General features: G+C 69.6%; 16 protein-coding genes. 10 read left to right on the top strand and 6 right to left on the bottom strand.

Annotated features, from left to right (window positions below; translation table 11 throughout):
• The first annotated feature begins 69 nt into the window (after positions 1–69).
• The gene (locus IPG61_18395; GenBank protein MBK6736001.1) at positions 70–1,020 is read left to right on the top strand and encodes a 1-phosphofructokinase family hexose kinase; all 951 of its coding nucleotides are present in this window, start codon (positions 70–72) and stop codon (positions 1,018–1,020) included.
• 126 nt (positions 1,021–1,146) lie between these two features.
• Positions 1,147–1,653, top strand: coding sequence for a hypothetical protein (locus IPG61_18400; protein ID MBK6736002.1), 507 nt, complete (start codon positions 1,147–1,149; stop codon positions 1,651–1,653).
• Between the two features lie 112 nt (positions 1,654–1,765).
• Here the strand turns inward: IPG61_18400 and IPG61_18405 are convergent, their stop codons facing one another.
• Positions 1,766–5,548 carry a S8 family serine peptidase gene (locus IPG61_18405; protein ID MBK6736003.1) on the bottom strand — a complete coding sequence of 1,261 codons (3,783 nt, stop codon included), beginning with the start codon at positions 5,546–5,548 and terminating at the stop codon, positions 1,766–1,768.
• Positions 5,549–5,785: 237 nt separating this feature from the next.
• On the opposite strand from IPG61_18405, the gene IPG61_18410 reads away from it, so the two are divergent.
• The gene (locus IPG61_18410; GenBank protein MBK6736004.1) at positions 5,786–6,688 is read left to right on the top strand and encodes a tRNA threonylcarbamoyladenosine dehydratase; all 903 of its coding nucleotides are present in this window, start codon (positions 5,786–5,788) and stop codon (positions 6,686–6,688) included.
• Here the strand turns inward: IPG61_18410 and IPG61_18415 are convergent.
• Positions 6,625–7,617: a Gfo/Idh/MocA family oxidoreductase gene (locus IPG61_18415; GenBank protein ID MBK6736005.1), complete on the bottom strand. Its 993-nt coding sequence runs from the start codon at positions 7,615–7,617 to the stop codon at positions 6,625–6,627. The genes IPG61_18410 and IPG61_18415 overlap by 64 nt on opposite strands.
• Positions 7,618–7,699: 82 nt before the next feature.
• Between IPG61_18415 and IPG61_18420 the strand changes: the two genes are divergently transcribed.
• The 7 genes from IPG61_18420 (at position 7,700) to IPG61_18450 (ending at position 17,451) form a co-directional block, all read left to right on the top strand.
• Complete coding sequence (locus tag IPG61_18420; GenBank protein MBK6736006.1) at positions 7,700–8,380, top strand: lamin tail domain-containing protein; 681 nt, start codon at positions 7,700–7,702, stop codon at positions 8,378–8,380.
• A gap of 228 nt (positions 8,381–8,608) precedes the next feature.
• Entirely contained in the window at positions 8,609–9,748 is a 1,140-nt protein-coding gene (locus tag IPG61_18425) for an acyl-CoA dehydrogenase (GenBank protein ID MBK6736007.1), read from the top strand.
• An 88-nt stretch (positions 9,749–9,836) separates the two neighbouring features.
• A complete protein-coding gene (locus IPG61_18430) occupies positions 9,837–11,024 on the top strand; it encodes an acetyl-CoA C-acetyltransferase (protein MBK6736008.1) in 1,188 nt (395 codons plus the stop codon).
• A gap of 30 nt (positions 11,025–11,054) precedes the next feature.
• A complete protein-coding gene (locus tag IPG61_18435; GenBank protein MBK6736009.1) occupies positions 11,055–11,903 on the top strand; it encodes a 3-hydroxybutyryl-CoA dehydrogenase in 849 nt (282 codons plus the stop codon).
• A 60-nt stretch (positions 11,904–11,963) separates the two neighbouring features.
• The gene (locus IPG61_18440; protein ID MBK6736010.1) at positions 11,964–13,106 is read left to right on the top strand and encodes an acyl-CoA dehydrogenase; all 1,143 of its coding nucleotides are present in this window, start codon (positions 11,964–11,966) and stop codon (positions 13,104–13,106) included.
• Between the two features lie 117 nt (positions 13,107–13,223).
• Complete coding sequence (locus IPG61_18445; protein ID MBK6736011.1) at positions 13,224–16,238, top strand: hypothetical protein; 3,015 nt, start codon at positions 13,224–13,226, stop codon at positions 16,236–16,238.
• A 70-nt stretch (positions 16,239–16,308) separates the two neighbouring features.
• The gene (locus IPG61_18450; GenBank protein ID MBK6736012.1) at positions 16,309–17,451 is read left to right on the top strand and encodes an acyl-CoA dehydrogenase family protein; all 1,143 of its coding nucleotides are present in this window, start codon (positions 16,309–16,311) and stop codon (positions 17,449–17,451) included.
• Between the two features lie 39 nt (positions 17,452–17,490).
• Here IPG61_18450 and IPG61_18455 read toward each other — a convergent pair whose 3' ends face one another.
• The 4 genes from IPG61_18455 to IPG61_18470 form a co-directional block, all read right to left on the bottom strand.
• Positions 17,491–19,008 (bottom strand): PQQ-dependent sugar dehydrogenase, encoded by a 1,518-nt coding sequence (locus tag IPG61_18455; protein MBK6736013.1) that lies wholly within the window; start codon positions 19,006–19,008, stop codon positions 17,491–17,493.
• Positions 19,009–19,110: 102 nt separating this feature from the next.
• A complete protein-coding gene (locus tag IPG61_18460; GenBank protein ID MBK6736014.1) occupies positions 19,111–20,544 on the bottom strand; it encodes an MFS transporter in 1,434 nt (477 codons plus the stop codon).
• A gap of 90 nt (positions 20,545–20,634) precedes the next feature.
• Positions 20,635–21,054, bottom strand: a complete 420-nt coding sequence (locus tag IPG61_18465; GenBank protein MBK6736015.1) for a DUF2752 domain-containing protein — start codon at positions 21,052–21,054, stop codon at positions 20,635–20,637.
• Positions 21,051–21,797 carry a YIP1 family protein gene (locus IPG61_18470; protein ID MBK6736016.1) on the bottom strand — a complete coding sequence of 249 codons (747 nt, stop codon included), beginning with the start codon at positions 21,795–21,797 and terminating at the stop codon, positions 21,051–21,053. The genes IPG61_18465 and IPG61_18470 overlap by 4 nt, the downstream gene beginning before the upstream one ends.
• Positions 21,798–22,031: the final 234 nt, after the last annotated feature.

Consider the following 22,031-nt stretch of genomic DNA (forward strand, 5'->3'; position numbering starts at 1 on the left):
GGTTGATCGACACGACGCGCCCCGGGGTTCCCGAACCCCGGGGCGCACTGCCGCCGGAGGCAAGCGGACATGATCCTCACGGTGACACTGAATCCCTGCATCGACCTGCTGCTCGGCACGCACGGGCTGTTGCCGTACGACACCAACCGCGTCGTCACGCGCGAGGAGGATGCCGGCGGCAAGGGCACGAACCTGTCGCGCGTCGCGGCCGAGCTCGGTGCGAAGACGACCGCCTGCGTGCTGCTCGGCGGCGGCACCGGGGCGCATGTCCAGCGCGTGCTCGAAGTGCAGGGTGTGACGCCCGCGATCGTCCACACGCAGGCGCAGACGCGGGTCAACATTTCAGTGCAGGACGGTTCGGACCGGCCACCGACCACCTTCAACATGAAGGGCGGGCCCATCACCGGCGACGAGTGGCAGCAGGTGACGCGGATGGTGGTCGAGCTGGCCGCGGAAGCCGACTGGGTCTGCCTGGGCGGCAGCCTGCCCGAGGGGATTCCGGTCGATGCCTGGCGCACCCTCATCGGCCTGCTGCGGCCGCTGCCGGTGCGCATCCTCCTGGATGCCGATGACGAGCCCCTGCGGCTCGGGCTCGAAGGCGGCCCGCACCTGATCAAGCCCAACCTCAACGAAGCGTCGCGCCTGCTCGGGCGCCCCATCGCGGGCGTCGAACAGGCGGCCTCTGCCGCTGCCGAGTTGCGCACTGCCATGATGGCACGTGCGGCCGTCGACCCGGCCGTGATCGTCTCGATGGGCGCCGAGGGTGCCGTTGCGGCGACCGGCGAGGGCTCCTTCTTCGTGCCTCCGGTCGCGGTCCACCCGCGCAGCACGATCGGCAGCGGCGACTCGCTGCTGGGCGGCCTGCTTGCCGCCTTCTGTCACGGCAGGGATTGGCCCGAAGCCCTCCGCTGGGGTTCGGCCGCCGGGGCGGCGACCGCGACCACCGACGGCACCGAGATCGCCCGGCGCGGCGTGGTGGAGGAGCTGCTCACGCGGGCGACCGTTCGTCGCCTGGCCTGAAAGGGCCGGCCCGGGTCTCAACGGCCTGAATGGCGACTGGCGGAGTCTTGGATTGACCCCTGCGGGCTGGCCGGTGTACAATCGTAGACCGGCCGAACCTCCGAGACCCCGGATCAGGAGACCACCATGCGGATCGCCAATTCGAAGGGCATCGTCCTTGCCGTCGCCACGCTCCTGGGTCTGACCGCCGGACCTGCCGTCGCCGTCACCGATGTCATCATCGGGCCCATGTCCGCCGTCCTGCCGGATGCCGACGGCTTCCTCGAAGGCGACAGCGACTGCTACATCGAGGTGCGCGTGGACGGGACGCTGATCGGGGTCACGTCCGTCATCGACGGCAACAATAACCCATCCTGGCCGGCGACCACGTTCACCTACCAGTATTCGCCGCCCAGTTCGCCGTTCCTCGTCGTGAATTTCAAGGCCTATGACCTCGATGGGCTCACCGCCCAGTATCTGGGCGAATGCTCGACCGGCTACAACTGGATGGCGGGCAACTCGATCACCTACACGAACTCCCTGACCCAGGAGTTCGGTCCCGGCTTCTCGATCACTTCGGGCTACGACGCCAACGAAGTGGCCGTGCCGGTCGAGGGCGGATCGTGGGGGTCCATCAAGGCGCTCTACCGCTGACGCACGCATGTTTCCCTGACGCGGCTGCCCGCCCCTATGAACGATGCGCCCCGGGACGATTGCCCGGGGCGCATCTTTTCATCGTCGATTCTTCAAGGCAGTGGCCGTGCGGTCAGCGCACCAGCATCAGCTTGCGCTCGACCGGCGTGCCTTCGGCTTCCAGCCGGCTCAGGTAGAGTCCGCTGGCTACCTCGCGTCCGGTGTCGTCGCGTCCGTCCCAGATGACGGCGTGGGCGCCGGCTTCCAGCGGCTGGTCGGCCAGCAGCTCGCGCACGCGCGAGCCGCGCAGGTCGTAGATCGCCAGCCGGGGGCTGCCCGCACGGGCCAGTTCGAACCTGATCTCCGTCCGCGGGTTGAACGGGTTCGGACGGTTGGGCAGCAGGCGGAACGCGGACACCGGCGTGTCGGGCGTTGCCGAGGCCGCCAGCGCGTAGGTCAGGTGCAGGCCCCACGAGTTCAGCGTGCCCGTGTCCGTGCCCGCCGTGTCGGAGACGAACAGCGTCCAGTTGCCGTAGGCCGCGTCGCCGGTGAAATCGGCCAGCGTGCCGGGGCCGTCCACGGTGAGCGTGGTGCCGTAGGTGCCGTTGATGTTGTCGGCCGAACTGCCGGTCCTGTTGTGCAGGCGCACCGTGGTGCCGCCGGGCGACGTCAGCGAGACGGTCAGGTCTCCGCGCCAGGTGTGGGTCAGCGCGATGTCGACGGTGACGCCGGAGACTTCGGCCTGCAGCGGCACGTTGATCACCGATGTGATGCCCGCGGCGTTGTCGTCGGGGATGGCCACCGGCACCGCCCGCACGTAGTCGGCGGTCGCGATCGCGTAGAGCTGCACATCGTGGCGCAGCGACTGCCCTTCCCCGAGGACGAGTGCACGGTTCAACGAGCTCACGCCGGGGGCGCTCACCGAGAGGGTGTAGGCGCCGGCATAAAGGTCTTCGAGGAGGTACGAACCGTCGGCACCGGTCGTGGTGCTGTGCCCGGCGCCCAGGCTCACGGTCGCGCCGGAGAGCGGTGTCGAACCGCCGCCGTTCACGGCCATCACGTGCCCGTACAGAGAGGCCGAGGCGTCACCCTGGTCCGCCAGCAGCCAGGCGGCTGCGTTCTCCACGAGATGTCGGGCCGCCGTCGTGTCGGCCAGGGCGCCGACGTTGAAGGCCAGCACGACCACCTGCCCGGCCTGCGGCACGTTGTCGTCGTCGTAGGCCAGGACGCCGGCGGCGCCGGGGTAGCCGGCGGTGTCGAAGACGACCGTGGCGTCCGTGGCGGCCGTCAGGCCGTCCTCGTCGCCGTAGCTGCCGTAGGTCACGTTGAGCGTTGCCGGCAGGGCGTGGGGGATCATGGCCAGCGGGTGGGAAGCCTGCGCGACCTGCAGCGCGCCGGCGCTGTCGGCGCGCCAGGCGGTGGCGTGCAGGACGCCGCTCGCGAACGCGGGATAGCCGGGCGAGGAGATCGCGTCGTAGCCGACCTCGCCGCCTTCGACGATGAGCTTGCCGCCGGCGGCGGCCCAGTCCTGCACGAGCGTGCGCAGGGGCGCGCTCGCGACCGGCGCGGTGTTGGCGCCGGAGGTGAGCACCACGAACTGCGGGCCGGCGAAGTCCGCGGCGACGACATCGGCCGCGGCTACCTTATGCGTCACATAGCCGGCCTCGCGCAGCCAGCGGTCGAGGTCGGCCGGCGCCGCCTTGTCGGCGGCCGGGGCCAGGGGGCGCTTGTCGGCGTCGTACTTCTCATCGACCGCAGCGGACTTGGCTGCAGTTGTGTCGTCGATGACCAGGGCCACGCCGAGCGCGTCGATGATCGCGAAGGTGTGCGGTCCCGAGCTCGCGTTGTTGGGCGCCGCGGCGCTGTCGGTGGCCGTCACCGTGTAGGTGAACGTGTCGCCGGTGACCAGCGAGCCGGCCGCCACCGGGAACGCAGCGGCGTAGTCGCCGCCACCCAGGGCGGCCAGGGCGAACGCAGGCTGCGGCGCGCCGTTGAGCTCCCAGTCAACGGTCACGGCGGCCACGCCGAGGTTGTCCGTGGCGTGCACGCGGACCTGCGCGGGCCAGGTCAGCAACGGCTGGTCGCCGATGGCGACATGCGTGACCACGGGTGCGGTGACATCGGGGCCCACATGGAAGGCGAAAGGAGCCGCGGCACCGGCGATTGGCAGTGTCGTAACGATGCCGGCCGTGTCGCCCGCCGAGAGGTAGTACTCGATGTCGGTACCGGACGCCTGCGCGGGAATGACCGCCGTCCAGGTGTCGGCGCCGGCCGCCGCGAGCGCGACAACCTGCCAGGCACCACCGTTCGCGCGCCAGTGCACCTGCAACTGGGCCGGGTCCAGCGTCAGGCGGTCGGTGATCGTCGCCGTGACGGTGTAGTCGCCGGCGGTGCTCTCGGTGTCGCCCAGCGGCGCGTGCCCGATCGCGGCGCCGAAGTAGAAGACGGCGTCATAGGCGTCGAGGATGCCCCAGCCGTAGTCGTTGTCCGGCGCGCCGGCGCGGCTGGCGGTGGCGCGCATCGCTTCGCGAACCTGCAAGGGCGTCAGCGACGGCACGCGCGACAGCACCAGCGCGGCGACACCCGCCGACAGCGGGCAGGAGAACGACGTCCCCGACGCGGTCTCGTAGTCGCTGATGGTGCCGACCGACGCCACGTGGTTGCCCGAGCCGAGGGCGCAGATGTCGGGCTTGATGCGGCCGTCGGCGCTGGGGCCGGGTGAAGAGAAGCTGGAGTAGGTGCCGCTGCTCGTCACCGCGCCGACCGCGATCACGCTGTCGCCGTCGGCGGGCGCGACAATGTGGTTCCACGCGCCGCCGCGTTCGTTGCCGGCCGAATTGCAGACGACGATGCCCTTGCCGACGGCCAGGTCGGCCGCGATGGTGCAGGCTGCAGTGTTGCCGTCGAGGTCGGCGAACGTGAACCAGTCGATGTAGCCCAGCGAACTGGAGACCACGTCGACGCCGAAGGTGTCCAACCATTCGATGCCCGCCACCCAGTTGTCCTCCTCGGCCGGCACTTCCTGCGAGACATCCTCGGTCTTCGCCAGCACGAGCGTGGCGCCGAACGCCGGCCCGACATGGCTGCCGGGCGCATAGCCGGCGATCGTCGACATGGTCATCGTGCCGTGGCTGTCCTGGTCGGACGGGTCGCCCGGCTGGTTCTCGACGACACCGTCGTTGTCGACGAAGTCCCAGCGCCCCAGCACCGGCAGCGGCGACAGGCATTCGTGCGTCGTGCGGAATCCGGAATCGAGCATGCCGATGATGACGCCCTGGCCGTGGTAGCCGGCGTCGTGCACCTGCGGCACGCTGATCTGCTCGAGGTCCGCGAGGTTGCCGCCGTAGTTGATGGACCACTGCGTGCTGTCGGTGCCCAGCGGCGGCAGCCCGGCGGGCGCGCTCAAAGTCACAGCCGGCATCGGCCGGGCCCGCCGCACCAGCGTGACCGACCGCACGTGCGGCAGGGCGGCCAGTGCGGCGACCTGCGTGGCGTCGACATCGAAGCTGGCGGCGTTCAGCCAGCGCGAGACCCGGCGCAGCCGCGCGCCGGTGGCAACCACCGCGTCGAGGTGTGCGGAAGCCACCGGCAGGTCGGTGGCGTCGACGAGGCGGGCCCGCTTGCCTGGGCCGGCCTGGGCGGCGCCCATCTTGGCGCGCCGCACGCGGGCGTGTTCGTCGAGATCCGCCTGGGCGCGATCGAGCGCAGCTTCCAGTTCAGCACCAGCCAGGCCCTTGTCCCGGAACCAGACCCACACGGCGACCGTGCCGTCGGCGTTGCGCCCGGCAAAGGCGGGGTCGGCCAGGGCGGTCGCGACACCGGGCGCCACAGTGGGGGCGGGCGCGGCGGCGGCGACGGCAGCCATCATCGATACGAGCAGGCCGAGGAGGATCAGGGCGCGGCAGGGGCGGTTCATCAGCGGGCCTCCGGAAGCGACAAGCACAAGAAAAAATGCGGTGGGACAAGAATGGATGATAACACATGTGCGGGACCGCGTGTATCCGGGAAGGACCATCAGCGCAACTGCCGCTGGGCCGCGGCTCCGGTTGGGCACAGGCCGCGCCCGGTGCTATCTTGGCCCGTCGGGATTCCGGCCCCGCCGCTTTGCAGGGGCCTTGATCCATCTGCCGCCACCTCGAGCCCGGGAACGCCGATGACGACCAATCCCCTCTTCCAGCGGCTCCAGCTGGTCACCGGCACGCCGGCCCTCGATCACCTCGGGGCGTCCAGCGCGGCGGTCTTCGGCATCGGGGGTGTCGGCTCCTGGACGGCCGAGGCCCTGGTGCGTTCCGGCGTCGGCGCGATCACCCTGGTCGACAACGACGTGATCTGTATCACCAACGTCAACAGGCAGTTGCAGGCGACGACGAAGAATGTGGGCAAACCCAAGGTGGAGGAGCTGGCGGCCCGCCTGCGCCTGCTGAACCCGCGCTGCGAGGTCACGCCGGTCATGCGCGCCTGCGAGCCGGCCACCGTCGACACGTTCCATGTCGGGCAATACACCTACGTGCTGGATTGCATCGATTCGATCACCTGCAAGGTCGCGCTGATCCGGGCGGCGTACGCCGCCGGCTGCACGCTGTTCTCGGCGATGGGGGCGGCGGCCAAGCTCGACCCCACGCAGGTGCGGGTGACCTCGATCTGGGAATCGACCGGCTGCCCGCTGGCCAAGTGGATCCGCCGTCGCCTGCGCGAGTCGGGATTCCAGGGCGACTTTCCGGTGGTCTGGTCGCCGGAGTTCATCGAGCCGGTCGAGGCCACCAGCGTGGCCTGCGGCACGCACACCTGCTACTGCCCGAAGTTCGTGCCGGCCGATGAAGCCGAGCACCGCGACTGGTGCTCCGAGAAAAAGGTCATCAACGGCACGGCGGTGCACATGACGGCCATCTTCGGGATGATGCTGGCGGGGCTGGTGGTGCAGGATGCGGTGGTCAGGAGCGCGTCAGCCGGGCGCACGGCGGCCACCGGCGCCGCGAACGGCGGCTCGTCCGCTCAGGAACGTGCCGGCCCTGCACCCGCCACCGGTTCGGCCTTCCCGCTCGCCGACGAGCGGTAGCACGCGTCGACCATGCGCAGCGTGGCCAGCCCGTCGCGGACGCCGACCGCCGGCGGCGTACCTGCCCGCACGCAGCGCAGCCAGTCCTGCAGCACCAGCGGCAACGTCGGCACGGTGGCCGGCACGTCGAACCGTTCCTCGCTGCGCCCGCGGCGCAGCACCAGCCCGCCTTCCAGGTAGTCGGCCCACAACTGGCCGTCCTGCCCGACCACCTCGAGCCAGGCCGCGCGCGACTGCGTGTACTTGCTCACCTCGAGCGAGACCCAGCAGCCGTCGTCCAGTTCGCCGCGCGCCAGGAACAGATCCTCGACCACCGGGTTCAACACCTGTTTGTGCCGTGCCTGCACCGCGACGAACTCGCGGCCGCTGAGGAACCGCGCCAGGTCGAACAGGTGCACGCCGGTCAGCAGCACCGAGCCGCCGACCGTCTGCCCCGGGTCGCGCTGCCAGTCCAGCGCGGTGGGGGCCAGCCGCTGGGCCAGGCGTACCAGGTGGACGCGCCCCAGCTGCGGCCACAACTCGCGGGCCTTGGCGATCACGGGGTTCCAGCGCAGGGACTGGCCCAGGAACAACGGGTGGGTGGCACCGGCGTCGAGCGTTGCCAGCCGCTCAGCCTCGGCGAGCGTCCCGGTCATCGGCTTTTCCAGCAGCAGCGGCTTGCCGGCCGCCAGCACGGCGGCGGCCAGGTCGTGGTGCGATGACGGCGGCGTGCAGACAACGACGCCGTCAACGGCCGTATCCGCGACCAGCGCTGCCGCCTCCGGCAGGTAACGGACGCCGTAGCGGCTCGCCAGGTCCCGGCCGGCCTGCGGGTCGCGCCGGCACAGGGCCGTCACCGTCAGCCCCGGCACATCCTTCAGCCCGTGCCGTACATAGCGCTCGCCGTGGGCGCCCGCGCCGATGATCCCGATCCTGAACTCCATGGCCATGGCTCGCTTCTGGCTGCGGGGCGTCCTCGCCCTCCCGTGTACCTGTCTCCCGTTTACCTGCCTCCCGAGGATGGAGCCTAACATGACCCATGGCAGAGGACAAACCGCCGCCGGCTGGCTGGCGCTGACGGTGCTGGCGGTACTGCTGGCCTGGGCGCTGCCCGCCCAGACCGCCCGCGCCGAGCTGGACCCCGGCATCATCATCAACGAAGTGCTCGCCGACCCGGCCCTCGACTGGAACGGCGACGGCGTGGTCGACGCGAAGAACGACGAGTGGATCGAGATCCGGAACATCGACACGGTGCCGATCGACCTGTCGCAGTACTGGTTGCGCGACAGTTCCGGCGACACGCCCGACCTGCAGTTGAGCGGCATGGCCGATCCCGATGAGCACATCGTCTTCTTCGGTTCGGACTCGGTGGCCTGGCAGGCGGCCAACGGCCTGTCGCAGACCGGTTTCGCCCTCAACAACACCGGTGACCTGGTGCAGCTGCTGAGGACCATCCCCGGTACCGATCCGGTGCAGTACGAGCTGATGTTCGCCGTCAGCATCTACGACCACGGGGCCGAGGACGACCGGTCCTGCGGGTTCGACGCGGCCCATGTCGAGTGGCTGCTGTTCGACGTCCTGAACCCGTACCCGGGCGTGGTGGAGCCGGTCGGCAGCGGCTGCGCGCCCAGCCCCGGGGCCCCGAATCTCTGCGGCCAGCAGGTGCCCACCGAGGCCGCCAGCTTCGGCGATGTCAAGGCGACCTACCGCTGACCCCTTTCCGGCGGTGTGAGGTCGCCCGACGGCCCGGGAATGGAGTCCCGGGCCGTCGCCTTTCCGCAGGGGGCGCCCCGGGGCCGGAACCGGCCAAAACCCACTGAACGGGCCGTTTCCCACTGTTTTCGCTTTCCTGTATCCGGGTCAACCGCTATGCTGCCGAGGTGCCGTTTCGTCCTGTTACGCGCCCGCGGTCCGGGCGCGTGCCCTCTCCCGGGAGACACCATGCAGTTGAACGAGAACCAGAGCATGATCCGGCAGATGGCGCGGGACTTCGCCAACGCCAAGATCGCCCCCATCGCCCACGACATCGACAAGCACGGGACCTTCCCCGAGGCCACCGTGCGGGAGATGGGAGAACTCGGGTTTATGGGCCTGTCGGTGCCCGAGGCCTATGGGGGTTCGGGCGCGGACATCACCAGCTACGCCCTGGTGGTCGAGGAGCTGTCGCGGGTCTGCGGCAGCCACGGGCTGACCGTGGCGGCCCACAACAGCCTCGGCTGCTGGCCCATTGCCGCGTTCGGCACCGAGGAACAGAAACGGAAGTACCTGCCGGCGGCGGCGGCCGGGAAGTCGCTGCTCAGCTTCGGGCTCACCGAGGCGGGCGCCGGCAGCGACGCCGGCGGCACGCGCACCATGGCGGTGCGCGACGGCGACCATTGGGTGTTGAACGGTTCGAAGATGTGGATCACGAATTCGCATTACGCGGCAGCCCTGATCATCACTGCCAAGACCGATCCGACGGCCACGGGCAGCCGCGGCATCAGCGCCTTCATCGTCGACACCGACACGCCGGGCTTCACCGTCGAGAAGAAGGAAGACAAGCTGGGCATGCGCGCCTCCGACACGGCGCCGCTCACGCTGGTCGACGTCCGCGTGCCGCATGCCAACCTGCTGGGGCAGGAGGGTGACGGCTTCAAGTACTTCATGAAGACGCTCGACGGCGGGCGCATCTCCATCGCCGCGGTGGCGCTCGGCCTGGCCGAGGGCGCGCTGGCCACGGCCCGCGCCTATGCCCGCCAGCGCGAGCAGTTCGGCAAGGCCATCGCCGAGTTCCAGGCCATCGAGTTCATGATCGCCGACATGGTCACGCAGATCCAGGCCTCGCGCCTGTTGACCTACGAGGCCTGCCGTCTGAAGGACGCCGGTGAGGATTTCGGCCACATGTCGGCCATGGCCAAGCTGCACTCCAGCGAAACGGCGATGTTCGTCACCGACCGCGCCATCCAGATCCTCGGCGGCTACGGCTACACAACGGAGTATCCCGTCGAGCGCATGTACCGCGATGCCAAGCTGTGCACCATCGGCGAAGGCACGAGCGAGATCCAGCGACTGGTGATCGGGCGCTACGCATTGGGCCTTTGAGCCCGACCGGTTCGAAGACGGGCGCCGGAAGGTCCGCCGCCCGCGGGGCAGCACAATGACAGCAGGACAGGACAGGGGAGCCAAGAACATGAGCAAGCGATCGGTCATCTGCGAAGCAGTCCGCACGCCCATCGGCAGGTTCCAGGGCGGACTGGCCGGCGTGCGTGCGCCGGAACTCGGCGCGCACTGCGTGAAGGCCCTGCTGGAACGCACCCAGCTGGACCCGAAGCTCGTGGGCGAGGTCATCATGGGCAACGTCTGCCAGGCCGGGTTGCAGCAGAACCCGGCCCGCCAGGCCTCGATCTTCGGCGGCGTGCCGCACACCGTCAGCGCCATGACGGTGAACAAGGTCTGCGGCTCGGGCCTGAAGGCCGTGGCGCTGGCCGACCAGGCGATCCGCGCCGGCGACCAGGCCTGCGTCATCGCCGGCGGCTTCGAGAACATGAGCCGCATCCCGTACGCGTTGATGGGCGCCCGTGACGGCCTGCGCCTGGGCGACGGGACCATCACCGACCTGCTCGTGCACGACGGGCTGTGGGACATCTACAACAATTTCCACATGGGCATGACGGCCGAGTGGGTCGTCGAGACCTACAAGATCAGCCGCGAGGACCAGGATGCGTTTGCCGCCGAGAGCCATCGTCGCGCCATCGCGGCCTGGGAGGCCGGCAAGTTCGCGCGGGAAGTGGCGCCGCTGAGCATCGCGCAGAAGAAGGGTGATCCCGTCGTCGTGGCCCGTGACGAGGGCCCGCGCGCCGATGTCACCGCCGCTTCGCTTGCGAAGCTGAAGCCCGCCTTCAAGCGCGATGGCGGCACGGTGACGGCCGGCAACGCCTCGACGATCAACGACGGTGCCGCCGCCCTGCTCGTGTGCAGCGAGGAGTTCGCGAAGAAGAACGGCCTGAAGGTGCGCGCCGTGATCGAGGGCGCCGCCACCGGCGCCGTCGAGCCGCACCAGGTGATGATGGCGCCGGTCACCAGCGTCAAGAACCTGCTCAAGAAGACGGCCAGCAAGCTGGCCGACTACGACCTCTTCGAGTTCAACGAGGCCTTCGCGGCGCAGAGCCTGGGCGTCATGCGCCAGCTCGAGGTCGACGCGGCCAAGGTCAACGTGCATGGCGGCGGCGTCAGCCTGGGCCACCCGATCGGCTGTTCGGGCGCGCGGATCCTGGTCACGCTGCTGCACGCGATGGAGGACCGCCAGGTCAGTCGCGGACTGGCCAGCCTGTGCCTGGGTGGCGGCGACGCCGTCTCGCTGGCGATCACCCTGCCCTGACCCGCAGAGGGAAACCGAAAGGAACGCGACATGAAGATGGCGGTCATCGGCGGCGGCACCATGGGCAACGGCATCGCCCATGTGTTCGCCCAGAACGGTCACGACGTGACCCTGATCGATGTCAAGGCGGAGTTCGCGGAGCGCGCCCTCAGGACGATCGAAGGCAACCTCATGCGCCAGGTGAAGAAGGAGGCCATCAGCGAAGCGGACGCGAAGGCCACCCTCGGCCGCCTGAAGACGGCCACCGACCTGAAGGCTGCAGCCGGCAGCGCGCTGGTCGTCGAGGCGGTCTTCGAGAGCTTCCCGGTCAAGAAGGAGATCTTCACGGCGCTGGATGCCGCCTGCGGTCCGGAAGCGGTCCTGGCCACGAACACCTCGAGCATCTCGGTGACGAAGATCGGGGCGGTGACGAAGCGCGCCGACAAGGTCATCGGCATGCACTTCATGAATCCCGTGCCGGTGATGAAGCTGGTGGAGATCATCTGCGGCCAGGCCACCAGCCCGGCCACGCTGGAGTTCGTGACGAAGACCTCGCAGGAGCTGGGCAAGATCCCGGTGACGGTGCAGGACTACCCGGGCTTCATCAGCAACCGCGTGCTCATGCCGATGATCAACGAGGCGGTCTACTGCCTGATGGAGGGCGTGGCCGAGCGTGACGCCATCGACAGCGTCATGAAGCTGGGCATGGCCCACCCGATGGGGCCGCTGACCCTGGCCGACTTCATCGGCCTGGATATCTGCCTGGACATCATGAACGTGCTTTACGAAGGCTTCGGCGACAGCAAGTACCGGCCCTGCCCGCTGCTGAAGCGGATGGTCGATGCGGGCTACCTGGGTCGCAAGAGCGGCCGCGGCTTCTACGAGTACGAGCAGAAATAGGCTGGACGCCGGAGCCTGTGACCAGCGGGCGGCCGGCGTTCCCAACCCCGGGAGACTCCCGTGCAGTTCCAGTTCAACGAACAGCAACGCATGATCCGCGACATGGCGCGCGACTTCACGAACCGGGTCATCGTGCCGGTGGCTGCCGAACTCGACGCCACCGAGCGCTTCCCGAAGGAGATCGTGAAGCAGATGGGCGAGCTGGGCCTGCTCGGCATGAACGTCGAGGAGCAGTACGGCGGCGCCGGCCTGGACACGGTCTGCTACGTGGCGGCGATGGAGGAGGTCAGCCGCGGCTGCGCCTCCTGCGGCGTGATCATGTCGGTCAACAACAGCCTGGTGTGCTGGCCGCTGGAAACGTACGGCAACGAGGACCAGAAGCAGCGCTTCCTGAAGCCCCTGGCCGCGGGCCAGAAGCTGGGCGCCTACTGCCTGAGCGAGCCGGGAGCGGGCACCGACGCCGCCGCACAGCGCACCGTGGCCAAAAAGGACGGCGACCACTGGGTGCTGAACGGGATGAAGAACTTCATCACCAACGGCGCCAACGCCGACATCCTGATCGTCTTCGCGCAGACCGACGCGGCCCAGAAGCACAAGGGCATCCGCGCCTTCATCGTCGAGACGACCAGCCCCGGCTTCTCAGTCATCCGCAAGGAAGAGAAGATGGGTATTCGCGCCTCCGATACGGCGCAGCTGGCCTTCGACAACGTGATCGTCCCGGACGACCAGGTGCTGGGACCGCCCGAGTCGGGCTTCCGCATCGCGATGAGCACGCTCGACGGCGGGCGCATCGGCATCGCCAGCCAGGCGCTGGGCATTTCGGCGGCGGCCTACGAGGCGTCGCGGGCCTATTCGAAGCAGCGCGAGCAGTTCGGCCGGCCCATCTGCGACTTCCAGGCCATCCAGTGGAAGATCGCCGACATGGCCACGCGGCTGGAGGCGGCGCGGCTGCTGACCTATCGCGCGGCCTGGGCCAAGGACCAGGGGGGGCGCTACAGCGAGGAGTCGGCGATGGCCAAGCTGTTCGCCAGCGAGGCCAGCCACTTCATCACCAACGAAGCGGTGCAGATCTTCGGCGGCAACGGCTACTCGAAGGAGTACCCGGTCGAGCGTCACTTCCGCGATGCGAAGATCACCGAGATCTACGAGGGCACCAGCGAGGCGCAGCGCATGGTGATCTCGTCGCTCGAGCTCAAGAAGTAGGATCCAGGAGCGAGGGCGGCCGCCCGGTCGCCCTCGCCGTCTGCCCGGGGCATGCAGCCCCGTGTCCGCGGGGGCACCCGACGCTCCCCGCCCGCGCCCAACCCGCAGGAGTCCGGCATGTCCCCGTTCCGACCCCGTCTTGTGCGGCCCTTGCGGCTGCTGTCGATGCTCGCCCTGGTCCTGATGCCGGTGGCGGCCTGGGCCGCGCCCGCTGCTGCGCCGGTGGCCACGCCGCTCAACAGCGGGTTGGCGGCACTCGACCCGGCAGCGCTGTTCGCCGGCGCCGTCTTCGACCCGGCCGTGCCCACGTTGCGCGAGGTCACCGGCGTCGAGCCGGCCGAACGGCCCCTGCGCCCGGACGAGGTGCTGGCCTGGTTCAAGGCGCTCGATGACGCCTCGCCGCGGGCGAAGCTGATGGAGTTCGGCCGCACGTTCGAAGGGCGCCCGCTGGTGCTGCTCGCGGTTTCCGACCCGGCGACCATCGAACGGCTGGAGGACTTCCGGCGCGGGCACGTGGCGCGCCTGGATTCGCGCGCGGATGCGCCAGCGGTCCCGGCAGCCGACGCCAAGGCCGTGGCGATGCTGGCCTACGGCATCCACGGCGACGAACTCAGCAGCACCGACGCCGCCTGCGCGCTGGCCTGGTGGCTCGTTGCGGGCACTGACGCCAGGGCCGAGGCGCTGCGCCGCGACCTCGTCATCCTCATCGACCCCTGCGAGAACCCGGACGGCCGCGCCCGCTACCTGGCGCAGGTGGGCTCGTTCGCGCACCAGTCGGCCAATCCCGACCAGGACGACCTCTCGCACACCGGCGTCTGGCCCTGGGGGCGCGGCAACCACTACCTGTTCGACCTGAACCGTGACTGGATCCCGATGCGCCTGCCCGAGAGCGCGCGGGCGCGCGAAGTGGCTGCCTGGCTGCCGCAGCTGCTCGTCGACAGCCACGAGATGGGCTCGGACTCGAGCTACCTGTTCCCGCCGGCGCGTCATCCGTTCAATCCGCTCCGGCCGCTGACCGTGAAGAAGTGGGAGCGGGCGTTCTCGGACGAGCAGGCGCACGCGCTCGACGTGCGGGGCTATCCCTACTTCTCGGGCGAGTGGAACGAGGAGTTCTTCCCCGGCTACGGCTCGTCGTGGGCGGCCTACCACGGCGGCATCGGCATCCTCTACGAGATGTCGCGCACGACCGGCACCCTGGTTCGCAAGCACGACGGCACCGAACGCACGTTCGCGCAGGCCGTCGAGCACCAGGTCATTTCCACGCTGGCGAATCTCGAGTCGTTGCGCTCGCGCAAGCTGGAGATCCTGGCCGACCACCGCGCCGCGCGCGCCGAAGCGGTCGCGCTGGGACGGCAAGGCGCGCAACGTGCCTGGATCTTCACGCCCGACGCGCGCCACCCCGGCCGCCTGCCCGAACTGGCGATGATCCTCGCTGCACAGGGCATCGAGGTGCAGGTGCTGGACGGTGAAAAGACCATCAAGGCGACGGCCACCGACGCGCGCACCGGACAGCGTGACGCGCGCGAACTGCCGCCCGGCTCGCTGCTCGTGCGACTGGACCAGCCCGCCGGCCTGCTGGCGCGCGCCGTGCTGGACCCGCACGTGCCCATGGACGCGGCCTTCTTCCGCGACGAGCGCGAGTACCTGGAGAAGGAGAAGGGCAGCCGGCTCTACGACACCACCGCCTGGTCGCTGCCGCTGCTGCGCGGCGTGCCGGCCGCCTGGACCGGCAGCGTGCCTGCCGGCGACTGGCGGCCGTGGACGGCGGAAGATGCGGTGATGCCGACACCGGCAGGCGCGCCGGCCGGCAACTGGGTCTCACTCATCATCGACGGCGACCCCGACGAGAACAGCCGCGTGCTGGCCGAACTGCTGCAGTCGGGCGTGACGGTGCGCGCCGCCCGCAAGCCGTTCACCATCGAGGGTCGCAGCTATGCCGCCGGCGCGCTGGTGATCCGGCGCGAGGGCAACCTGCCGGACCTCGACGCGGTGCTGGCGAAGCTCGTGAACCGGGCGCCGATGCAGGCCGTCGGCACCTCGCGCGTGGAGGCGGGGCCCGACCTGGGCGGCTCCGAATTCGACGTGCTGGTCGCGCCGCGCGTCGGCGTGCTGGCCGGCATGCCGATCGCGTCCGACGACTACGGCCACGTCTGGCACCTGTTCGACCAGGAACTGGGCTTGCGCTTCAGCAGCCTCGATGCCGGCCGGTTCGCGCGCGTCGACCTGTCGCGCTACAACGTGCTGGTCTTCCCGCCGGTGATGGGCGGCGTCGGCATGTACCGACAGGTGCTGGGCCAGGGCGGCCTGCAGCGCCTGCGGCAGTGGATCGAGGCCGGCGGCACCGCGATCGGCCTCGACGGCGGGGCGCGCCTGCTGGCCGACTCGACGCTGACCTTGACGGCCAGCCGGTTCCGGGAGCAGGCTCTCGAACTGCATCCCTCGCCGGTGTGGTCCATTCCCGCCGCGATGGTCGAGCAGGCCGGGCGTACGGCGGCCACCGGCCTGCGGGTGGCGGCGACGCCGAAGCCCGGCCCCGAGATGGCGGCCCCGGCGCCCGACCCGACCGGCAGGCGCGCCTCGCCCTATGACGTGGCGCCGCTGCTGGGCCCGGGCGCCGCGCCGTTCGCGGCGGGCGTGGATCAGGGCACGGCCCTGGGCGGCGTGCCGAAGCGCATGGACGAGTGGCTGCAGGATGCGCTGGCGGCAGGTCGCAAGGGTCCGGAGGCGGAAGACCGCGCACGGGCCGACGAACGCCTGCGCCGGTTCATGCCGCAGGGGGCGTTGCTGCGCGCCCAGGTGGACCCCGAGGAGTGGCTGGGCTTCGGGCTGGACAGCGAGATCACCGTCTGGTTCGGGGCCGACGACGCGCTGCTGGCTGCGCCCCCGGCGACGGTGGCGGCGCGGTTCGCGGATATCGACCAGTTGCACCTGGGCGGCCTGCTGTGGCCGGAAGGCGCGGCGCGGTTGGCACGCACCGCCTACGCGACGCGCGAGAACGTCGGGCGCGGGCAGGTCATCCTGTTCGCCGGTCCGCCGGCCTGGCGGCGCTGGATGCGGGACAGCGAACGGCTGCTGGTGAACGCCGTGCTGCTGGGGCCGGGGCTGGGGACGCGCTGGTCCACGGCCTGGTAGGGTCTGGGCCAAGGGAAGGGAAGGGGACGGCTGCGGGCCGCCGCCGAAGTCGACACACCGGGAGTGACAGATGGATTTCGAGCTCAGCGAGAACCAGACGATGTTCCGCGACATGGTGCGCGACTTCACGCGCCAGCACATCGCGCCCATCGCGCATCGCATGGATGTCGAGGGCGACATGCCCGAGACGCTGCTGGCAGCCCTGCGCGAAGCGGGCTTCTTCGGCCTGACCTTTCCCGAAGCCTACGGCGGCCTCGGCGTCGACACGCTGACCTACGGGCTGGTCGTCGAGGAACTCTCGAAGGCCAGTGCGGGCGTCAGTGTCATGCTGACGGTGCACAACAGCGTGGGTTCCTACCCGGTGGCGCTGTTCGGCACCGACGAAGTGAAGCGGCAGTTCCTGCCGCGCATGGCCGCCGGCGAGATCGCCGCGTTCTGCGTGACCGAGGCCGGCGCCGGGTCCGACGCCTCTGCGCTGGCCGCGACGGCCCGCCGCGACGGGGACCACTACGTGCTGAACGGAGCCAAGTCGTTCGTCACGAACGGCGCGCGCGCCGCCTTCTACGTGATCCTCGCCCGCGAGCCGGGCACGCACGGAAACAAGGGAACGCACGCATTCCTGGTCGAACGCGACACTCCCGGGCTTTCCGTGGCGAAGAAGGAAGACAAGATGGGCCTGCGTGCGTCCGACACGGCGGTCATCGCCCTGGACGACGCGCGGGTGCCGGCTTCGCACCGGCTGGGAGAGGAAGGCGCCGGCCTGCGTGTGGCGCTGACGGCGCTGGACGGCGGCCGCATCGGCATCGCGTTCCAGGCCCTGGGCATCGGCCAGGCCTGCCTCGACGCGTCCATCGCCTACGCCAAGGTGCGCGAGCAGTTCGGGCAGTCCCTGGCCTCGCAGCCGGTCATCGCCCACAAGATCGCCGACATGGGCACGGAACTGGAAGCGGCGCGCCTGTTGTCGTACCACGCCGCCTGGCTGAAGGACAACGGCCGCCCGCACACGCGCGAGGCGGCCATGGCGAAATTGATGGCAAGCGAGGCGGCGGGCCGCGCCGCCGATGCCGCCGTTCAGATCCACGGCGGTTACGGATTCTGCAAGGAATACGATGTCGAGCGCTACTACCGCGATGTCCGCGTCACGCGCATCTACGAAGGTACCAGCGAGATCCAGCGCCTGGTGATCGCGAGGAAGCTGCTGGCCGGGCAGTAGACGCTTGATGCGGTACGATGTCCGGCCGGAGGCACAGTCTCAGCGGGCCAGGACCAGTTTCCTGGCGCTCGACCCGCCCGACGCCTCCAGGCGGGCCAGGTAGACGCCACTGGGCAGCGCCTTGGCATCGTCCCCGCGGCCGTCCCACGTGGCGGCATGGTCGCCGGCATCAAGGATGCCGCGCACCAGCGTGCGCACGCAGTGCCCGGCGACGTCATGCACGGACAAGGTGACCACCCCGGCCACCGGTACAAAGAACGGGATCCGCGTCTGCGGATTGAACGGGTTGGGCAGGTTCTGGCCGAGTCGCGGCCGCAGCCCGGGAACCGGTCCGGTCCCGCTGGTCGTCGGCACGATGCGGTAGATGTTCCCGCCGCCATGGTCGAGGACATAGAGCTCGCCGGCGGCATCCCTGCCGAACGAAGAGATCGATGTATAGCCGCCGGCCGGGGTGAGCGCGGTGGTCAATTCCGTGACCGAGGCCAGCCCGCCGGCAGCCGTCCAGCGCAGTCCCCAGATCTGGCGACTGCAGTAGTCCGCGAACAGGTAGGTGCCCTGCAGCGACGGGATGGCGGCGCCGCGATAGACGTAGCCGCCCGAAACCGAGCAGCGGAACGGGTCGCCGCCGTGCTCGTACTGGTGGACCGGCAGCGTGAGCGAGCCGGTGTTGCAGTTCGTGGCCGGGTTGTAGCAGACGTTGCCTTCCATGCGCCGCCACCCGTAGTTGACGCCGGCGGCGCCCGCCGCCACGACATCGATCTCCTCCCACACATTCTGGCCCACATCGGCGATATAGAGGTCGCCTGTTGCAGTGTCGAACGTGAAGCACCACGGATTGCGCAGGCCGAGTGCCCAGATCTCGTCGAGGGGCGCGCTGCCGATGAACGGATTGCCTGCCGCCGGCACATAGCCCGGCCCCGAGACATCGAGCCGCAGCAGCTTGCCCAGCAGCGTGGCGCCGTCCTGCGCGCGGTTGCCCGGATCGCCGCCGCTGCCGCCGTCCCCGAGGCCGAAGTAGAGCATGCCGTCGAGGCCGAACTCGAGATGACCCCCGTTGTGGTTGCTGAAGGGCTGGCCCACCGTCAACAGCGTGTCGGCGCTGGCGGCATCGGCCCGGTCCGGATTGGCGCTCACGACGTAACGCACCAGGCGCGTGTTGCCGGCCGCGTCCGTGTAGTCGACATAGAGGCGGCCGCTGCTCGCGTAGTCGGGGGCGAAGGCGAGCCCGAGCAGCCCGCGTTCGCCGCCGCTCGAGATGCTGCCGGCCAGGTTCAGGAAGATGCCGCGGTCGGTGCCATCAGCAGCGAAGACCCGGATGCGCCCCGGCTTCTCGACCACGAACAGCCGCGGATCGCCCGGCGGGGCCACCAGGCGCACCGGCTGGTCGAGCCCCGTGAGCACTGGGAGCAGGCCCACCTGCGCCTGGACCGACGCGGCGCATAGAGCCAGCCAGGCCAGCGCCACCAGGGCAGTCGCCGGCAACCGGCGCCCAGGCCGGACTGCGCCGGTGCGCAGCGCCCCGCACTGTTGTCGAACGGGCAATTTCATTGATCGCATGATGAACCTCGCGCGTGCCGGAGACCGGGGACGGGAAAAGACACACGCTAGGCGGGATCGGGCGGGACGGCCACGGTCGTGGCCGTCCCCGAAGAAGCAGGCTCAGCCGCGAGCGGCAAGGCGAGCGTCGCGCCGACGGGTCACCTGTCCGAAGATGATCAGCGCCAGGGCCGAGACGATCGCGATGGCCACGAACACATACCAGATATAGTGCGCGTGCGCGTACGCCTCCGGAAGCGGCGCCGTGCCTTCGATCGCCGCGAGCCGCTGCGCCTGCACGGCCTCGGACAGCTTGGTCGGCTCCGGGCACCAGCGGTCCAGCATGAAGCCGCTCATCGCGAAGCCGATGATGTACGAGAGGAACGAGTGCAGGTGGCTGAACCCGAGGTACAGGCCCTCTTCGCCCTTCGGCGCCTGCAGGGAGAAGTACTCGAGGAACCGGGGCGAGATGAAGCTCTCGGCAAAGCCCTGGAAGGCGATGCCGACCACCATCATGAACGCGACCGGGTGCATGCCCATGATGTGGTCGGCGCCGATCATGTTGCCCGCCGCCATGCAGAATGCCGAGATGGGCATGATGAACATGCCGACGGTCATCGAGGTCAAGGCGCTGAAGCGACGCATCAACTGCGTGACCAGGGCCACCGAGAGCACGACCACCGCCGGGTTGACGTTGGCGTACCACGAAAACGCGGCGCCCTCGCCGGCCATCCGAAGCACGTACTTGGGCATGGTGGCGTAGAGCTGGCCCTGCACCAGCCAGAAGCCGGTGACGATGCAGATCAGGATGAGCAGCCGCCCGCGGCTGCAGACGGCAACCAGCGAACGCCAGATCTCAGCCATGGTCTTGCCCGCGCCGGGCGCCGCCGCACCCTTGTAGAAGGCGAACACGGCAAGGAAGGCCAGCAGCGTGGCGCCGGCGGAGAACAGGTTCAGGGTCACCAGGCCCTGGTCGCCCATGCTGTCGCGCAGGGGCTTGACGATGGTCTTGCCGCTGAACGAACCGATGTTGACCATCGCGTAGAAGATCGAATATCCGCGGGCGCGGTTGATCGCGTTGGTCTCGGTGGCCACCGTGCCGGTGATCACTGACTTGATGAACGACCCGCCCACCATGATGATCAGCATCACCGGGATGAACAGCCACTTGTAGGAAGTCTGTTCCAGGCCCGTGAACGTCACCTTCTGCCCGTAGGTGGCGAGGCCTGCATTCTGCAGCATGACCGGGAGCACCCACATGAGCCCGTAGCCGACGGTCAGCAGGCCGAACGCGAGCAGCAGCGCCTTGCGAAAGCCCATGCGGTCGGCCAGCGCCCCGCTGAACGGAGGCAGCAGGTAGAGCCCGGCCGAGAAGAGTCCCGAGATGACGCCGGCCTGGATATCGGTGAAGCCGAGGATGCGCGAAAGATAGAGCGTGATGGCGATGAACACGCCGTACCAGGCTCCGCGCTCGAGCAGCTCGACGCCGTTGGCAATCCAGAAGGGGCGGGAGAATCGCCAGGTCCGGCCCGAACCGGCTGCGGCATTGTCGGTCATCGGTGACACCTTTCCAGGGTGGGGGGTCGGCCCACGTTAACCGCCGGCCGGGTCGTTGCCAAGCGTGATGGCCGCCGCCGCCGACGGCCCCTAGCGGGCGAGGATCTCATAGGCCCAGTTCGCCACGAGCAGCACGACGATGGCCCAGCGGAGGGCCCGGACGCCCGCCGGGTCCAGTTGGAGCGAACGCCGCCAGCTGGGCCTGAACGTGGCGACCACTGCGTAGAGCGACCAGGCAAGGCCACCCACCGCGACCAGCGTCAGCAGGGGATTGGCCGCCAGCGCGGCCAGCGGCCGCCCCTCGGAGAGTCGAATGGCCGCCAGCGTCCCGCCACAGGTAGGGCACGGGATCTTCAGGCCGTCGCGGAGCGCACAATGGGCACTGCGCATGAGCAGGTCGGCGTTCACACGGGCCAGTGTGACGAACATCGCCGCCATCGTCAGCAGCGGGAATACGAGCAGCCGCGGGAACGGCGAGCGCTCGGCCACCAGTCGCCAGGGCTTCGTCAATTCAGTCCCATCCCGACGATGACCAGCGCCAGCGCGGCGCCGAAGCTCGAAATGCAGATCAGAGCAGGCCCCAGGACCGCCACCATCGCCCGCCAGGGATCGGTGCCGTGGATCCGGTACAGGCCGATGATGTCGATGGCCAGCTCCCAGATCAACGCGACAATGCCGCCGCAGAAAGGCAACAGCGCGATCACGCTGGCAGCCTTGCCGTAGGTCGCCACGCGGAACGTCGCCTCGAACCCGAGCTGGTTGCCGCCCAGGAGCATCAGCATCAGGTGCATCAGGCCGGCCCGCAGGAACACGTCGACGGTGATGGAGATGGGGCTGCCGACGAAGGCCAGGAACGCCCCCCACGGCCCGCGGAAGAAGTGACTGAGATTGTCGCTCACGAGTGACTGCAGCGAGCTCCCGGACAGGGACCAGATCCAGCCGAGGAACGCCCCCGTCACGCCCAGGATCAGCGCATAGAGAAACGGCTGGGTCAGTCCCACGCGCGTGGGCATGCGATCGAAGAAGCGGCCCGGGCCGGCCAGTGCCTCACGCGTGGTCAGGTAGAGCGCATTGAGGAAACCGAACTCGGCGCGTCGTTCCCAGGGGCAGAGCCGCAGGCCTTCGGGGCCCTTTTCGTGCGGGCCGTTGCCGAAACCGCCGCCGTTGAAGGCGCCCGGGCCCGTACGGTCGCCATAGCCGCCGTAGCCGCTGCCGGCAAAGCCGCCGTCTTCGTCCTGGTCGCGCGGGTCCACTGTGCCTTCCCTTCGCCGGGGCGGGGTCCGTGCGCCGGGCGCCCGGGGGCGGGCGCCGATCCTTGGAGTACGCCGGCGGCGGTTGTTCGTTGCGTGTGCACGCAGACTTCGGGGGCGATACCCGGCCCGGGTTGCCCCGCCCGGAGTCTACCGACACTACCTGTCCGGCTCAAGGTCCAAAACCCCGTGAGCTGCGTGCGGTTGGCAGTCCGGAAACCCCGTGATACGATACGG

The organism is bacterium (assembly GCA_016703265.1).
Classification (GTDB): Bacteria; Krumholzibacteriota; Krumholzibacteriia; order LZORAL124-64-63; family LZORAL124-64-63; genus CAINDZ01.

Coding starts and splice junctions, on each gene's coding strand:
- IPG61_18395 (MBK6736001.1), top strand. CDS start 70: ATGATCCTCACGGTGACACTGAATCCCTGCATCGACCTGCTGCTCGGC.
- IPG61_18400 (MBK6736002.1), top strand. CDS start 1,147: ATGCGGATCGCCAATTCGAAGGGCATCGTCCTTGCCGTCGCCACGCTC.
- IPG61_18405 (MBK6736003.1), bottom strand. CDS start 5,548: ATGAACCGCCCCTGCCGCGCCCTGATCCTCCTCGGCCTGCTCGTATCG.
- IPG61_18410 (MBK6736004.1), top strand. CDS start 5,786: ATGACGACCAATCCCCTCTTCCAGCGGCTCCAGCTGGTCACCGGCACG.
- IPG61_18415 (MBK6736005.1), bottom strand. CDS start 7,617: ATGGCCATGGAGTTCAGGATCGGGATCATCGGCGCGGGCGCCCACGGC.
- IPG61_18420 (MBK6736006.1), top strand. CDS start 7,700: ATGACCCATGGCAGAGGACAAACCGCCGCCGGCTGGCTGGCGCTGACG.
- IPG61_18425 (MBK6736007.1), top strand. CDS start 8,609: ATGCAGTTGAACGAGAACCAGAGCATGATCCGGCAGATGGCGCGGGAC.
- IPG61_18430 (MBK6736008.1), top strand. CDS start 9,837: ATGAGCAAGCGATCGGTCATCTGCGAAGCAGTCCGCACGCCCATCGGC.
- IPG61_18435 (MBK6736009.1), top strand. CDS start 11,055: ATGAAGATGGCGGTCATCGGCGGCGGCACCATGGGCAACGGCATCGCC.
- IPG61_18445 (MBK6736011.1), top strand. CDS start 13,224: ATGTCCCCGTTCCGACCCCGTCTTGTGCGGCCCTTGCGGCTGCTGTCG.
- IPG61_18450 (MBK6736012.1), top strand. CDS start 16,309: ATGGATTTCGAGCTCAGCGAGAACCAGACGATGTTCCGCGACATGGTG.
- IPG61_18455 (MBK6736013.1), bottom strand. CDS start 19,008: ATGCGATCAATGAAATTGCCCGTTCGACAACAGTGCGGGGCGCTGCGC.
- IPG61_18460 (MBK6736014.1), bottom strand. CDS start 20,544: ATGACCGACAATGCCGCAGCCGGTTCGGGCCGGACCTGGCGATTCTCC.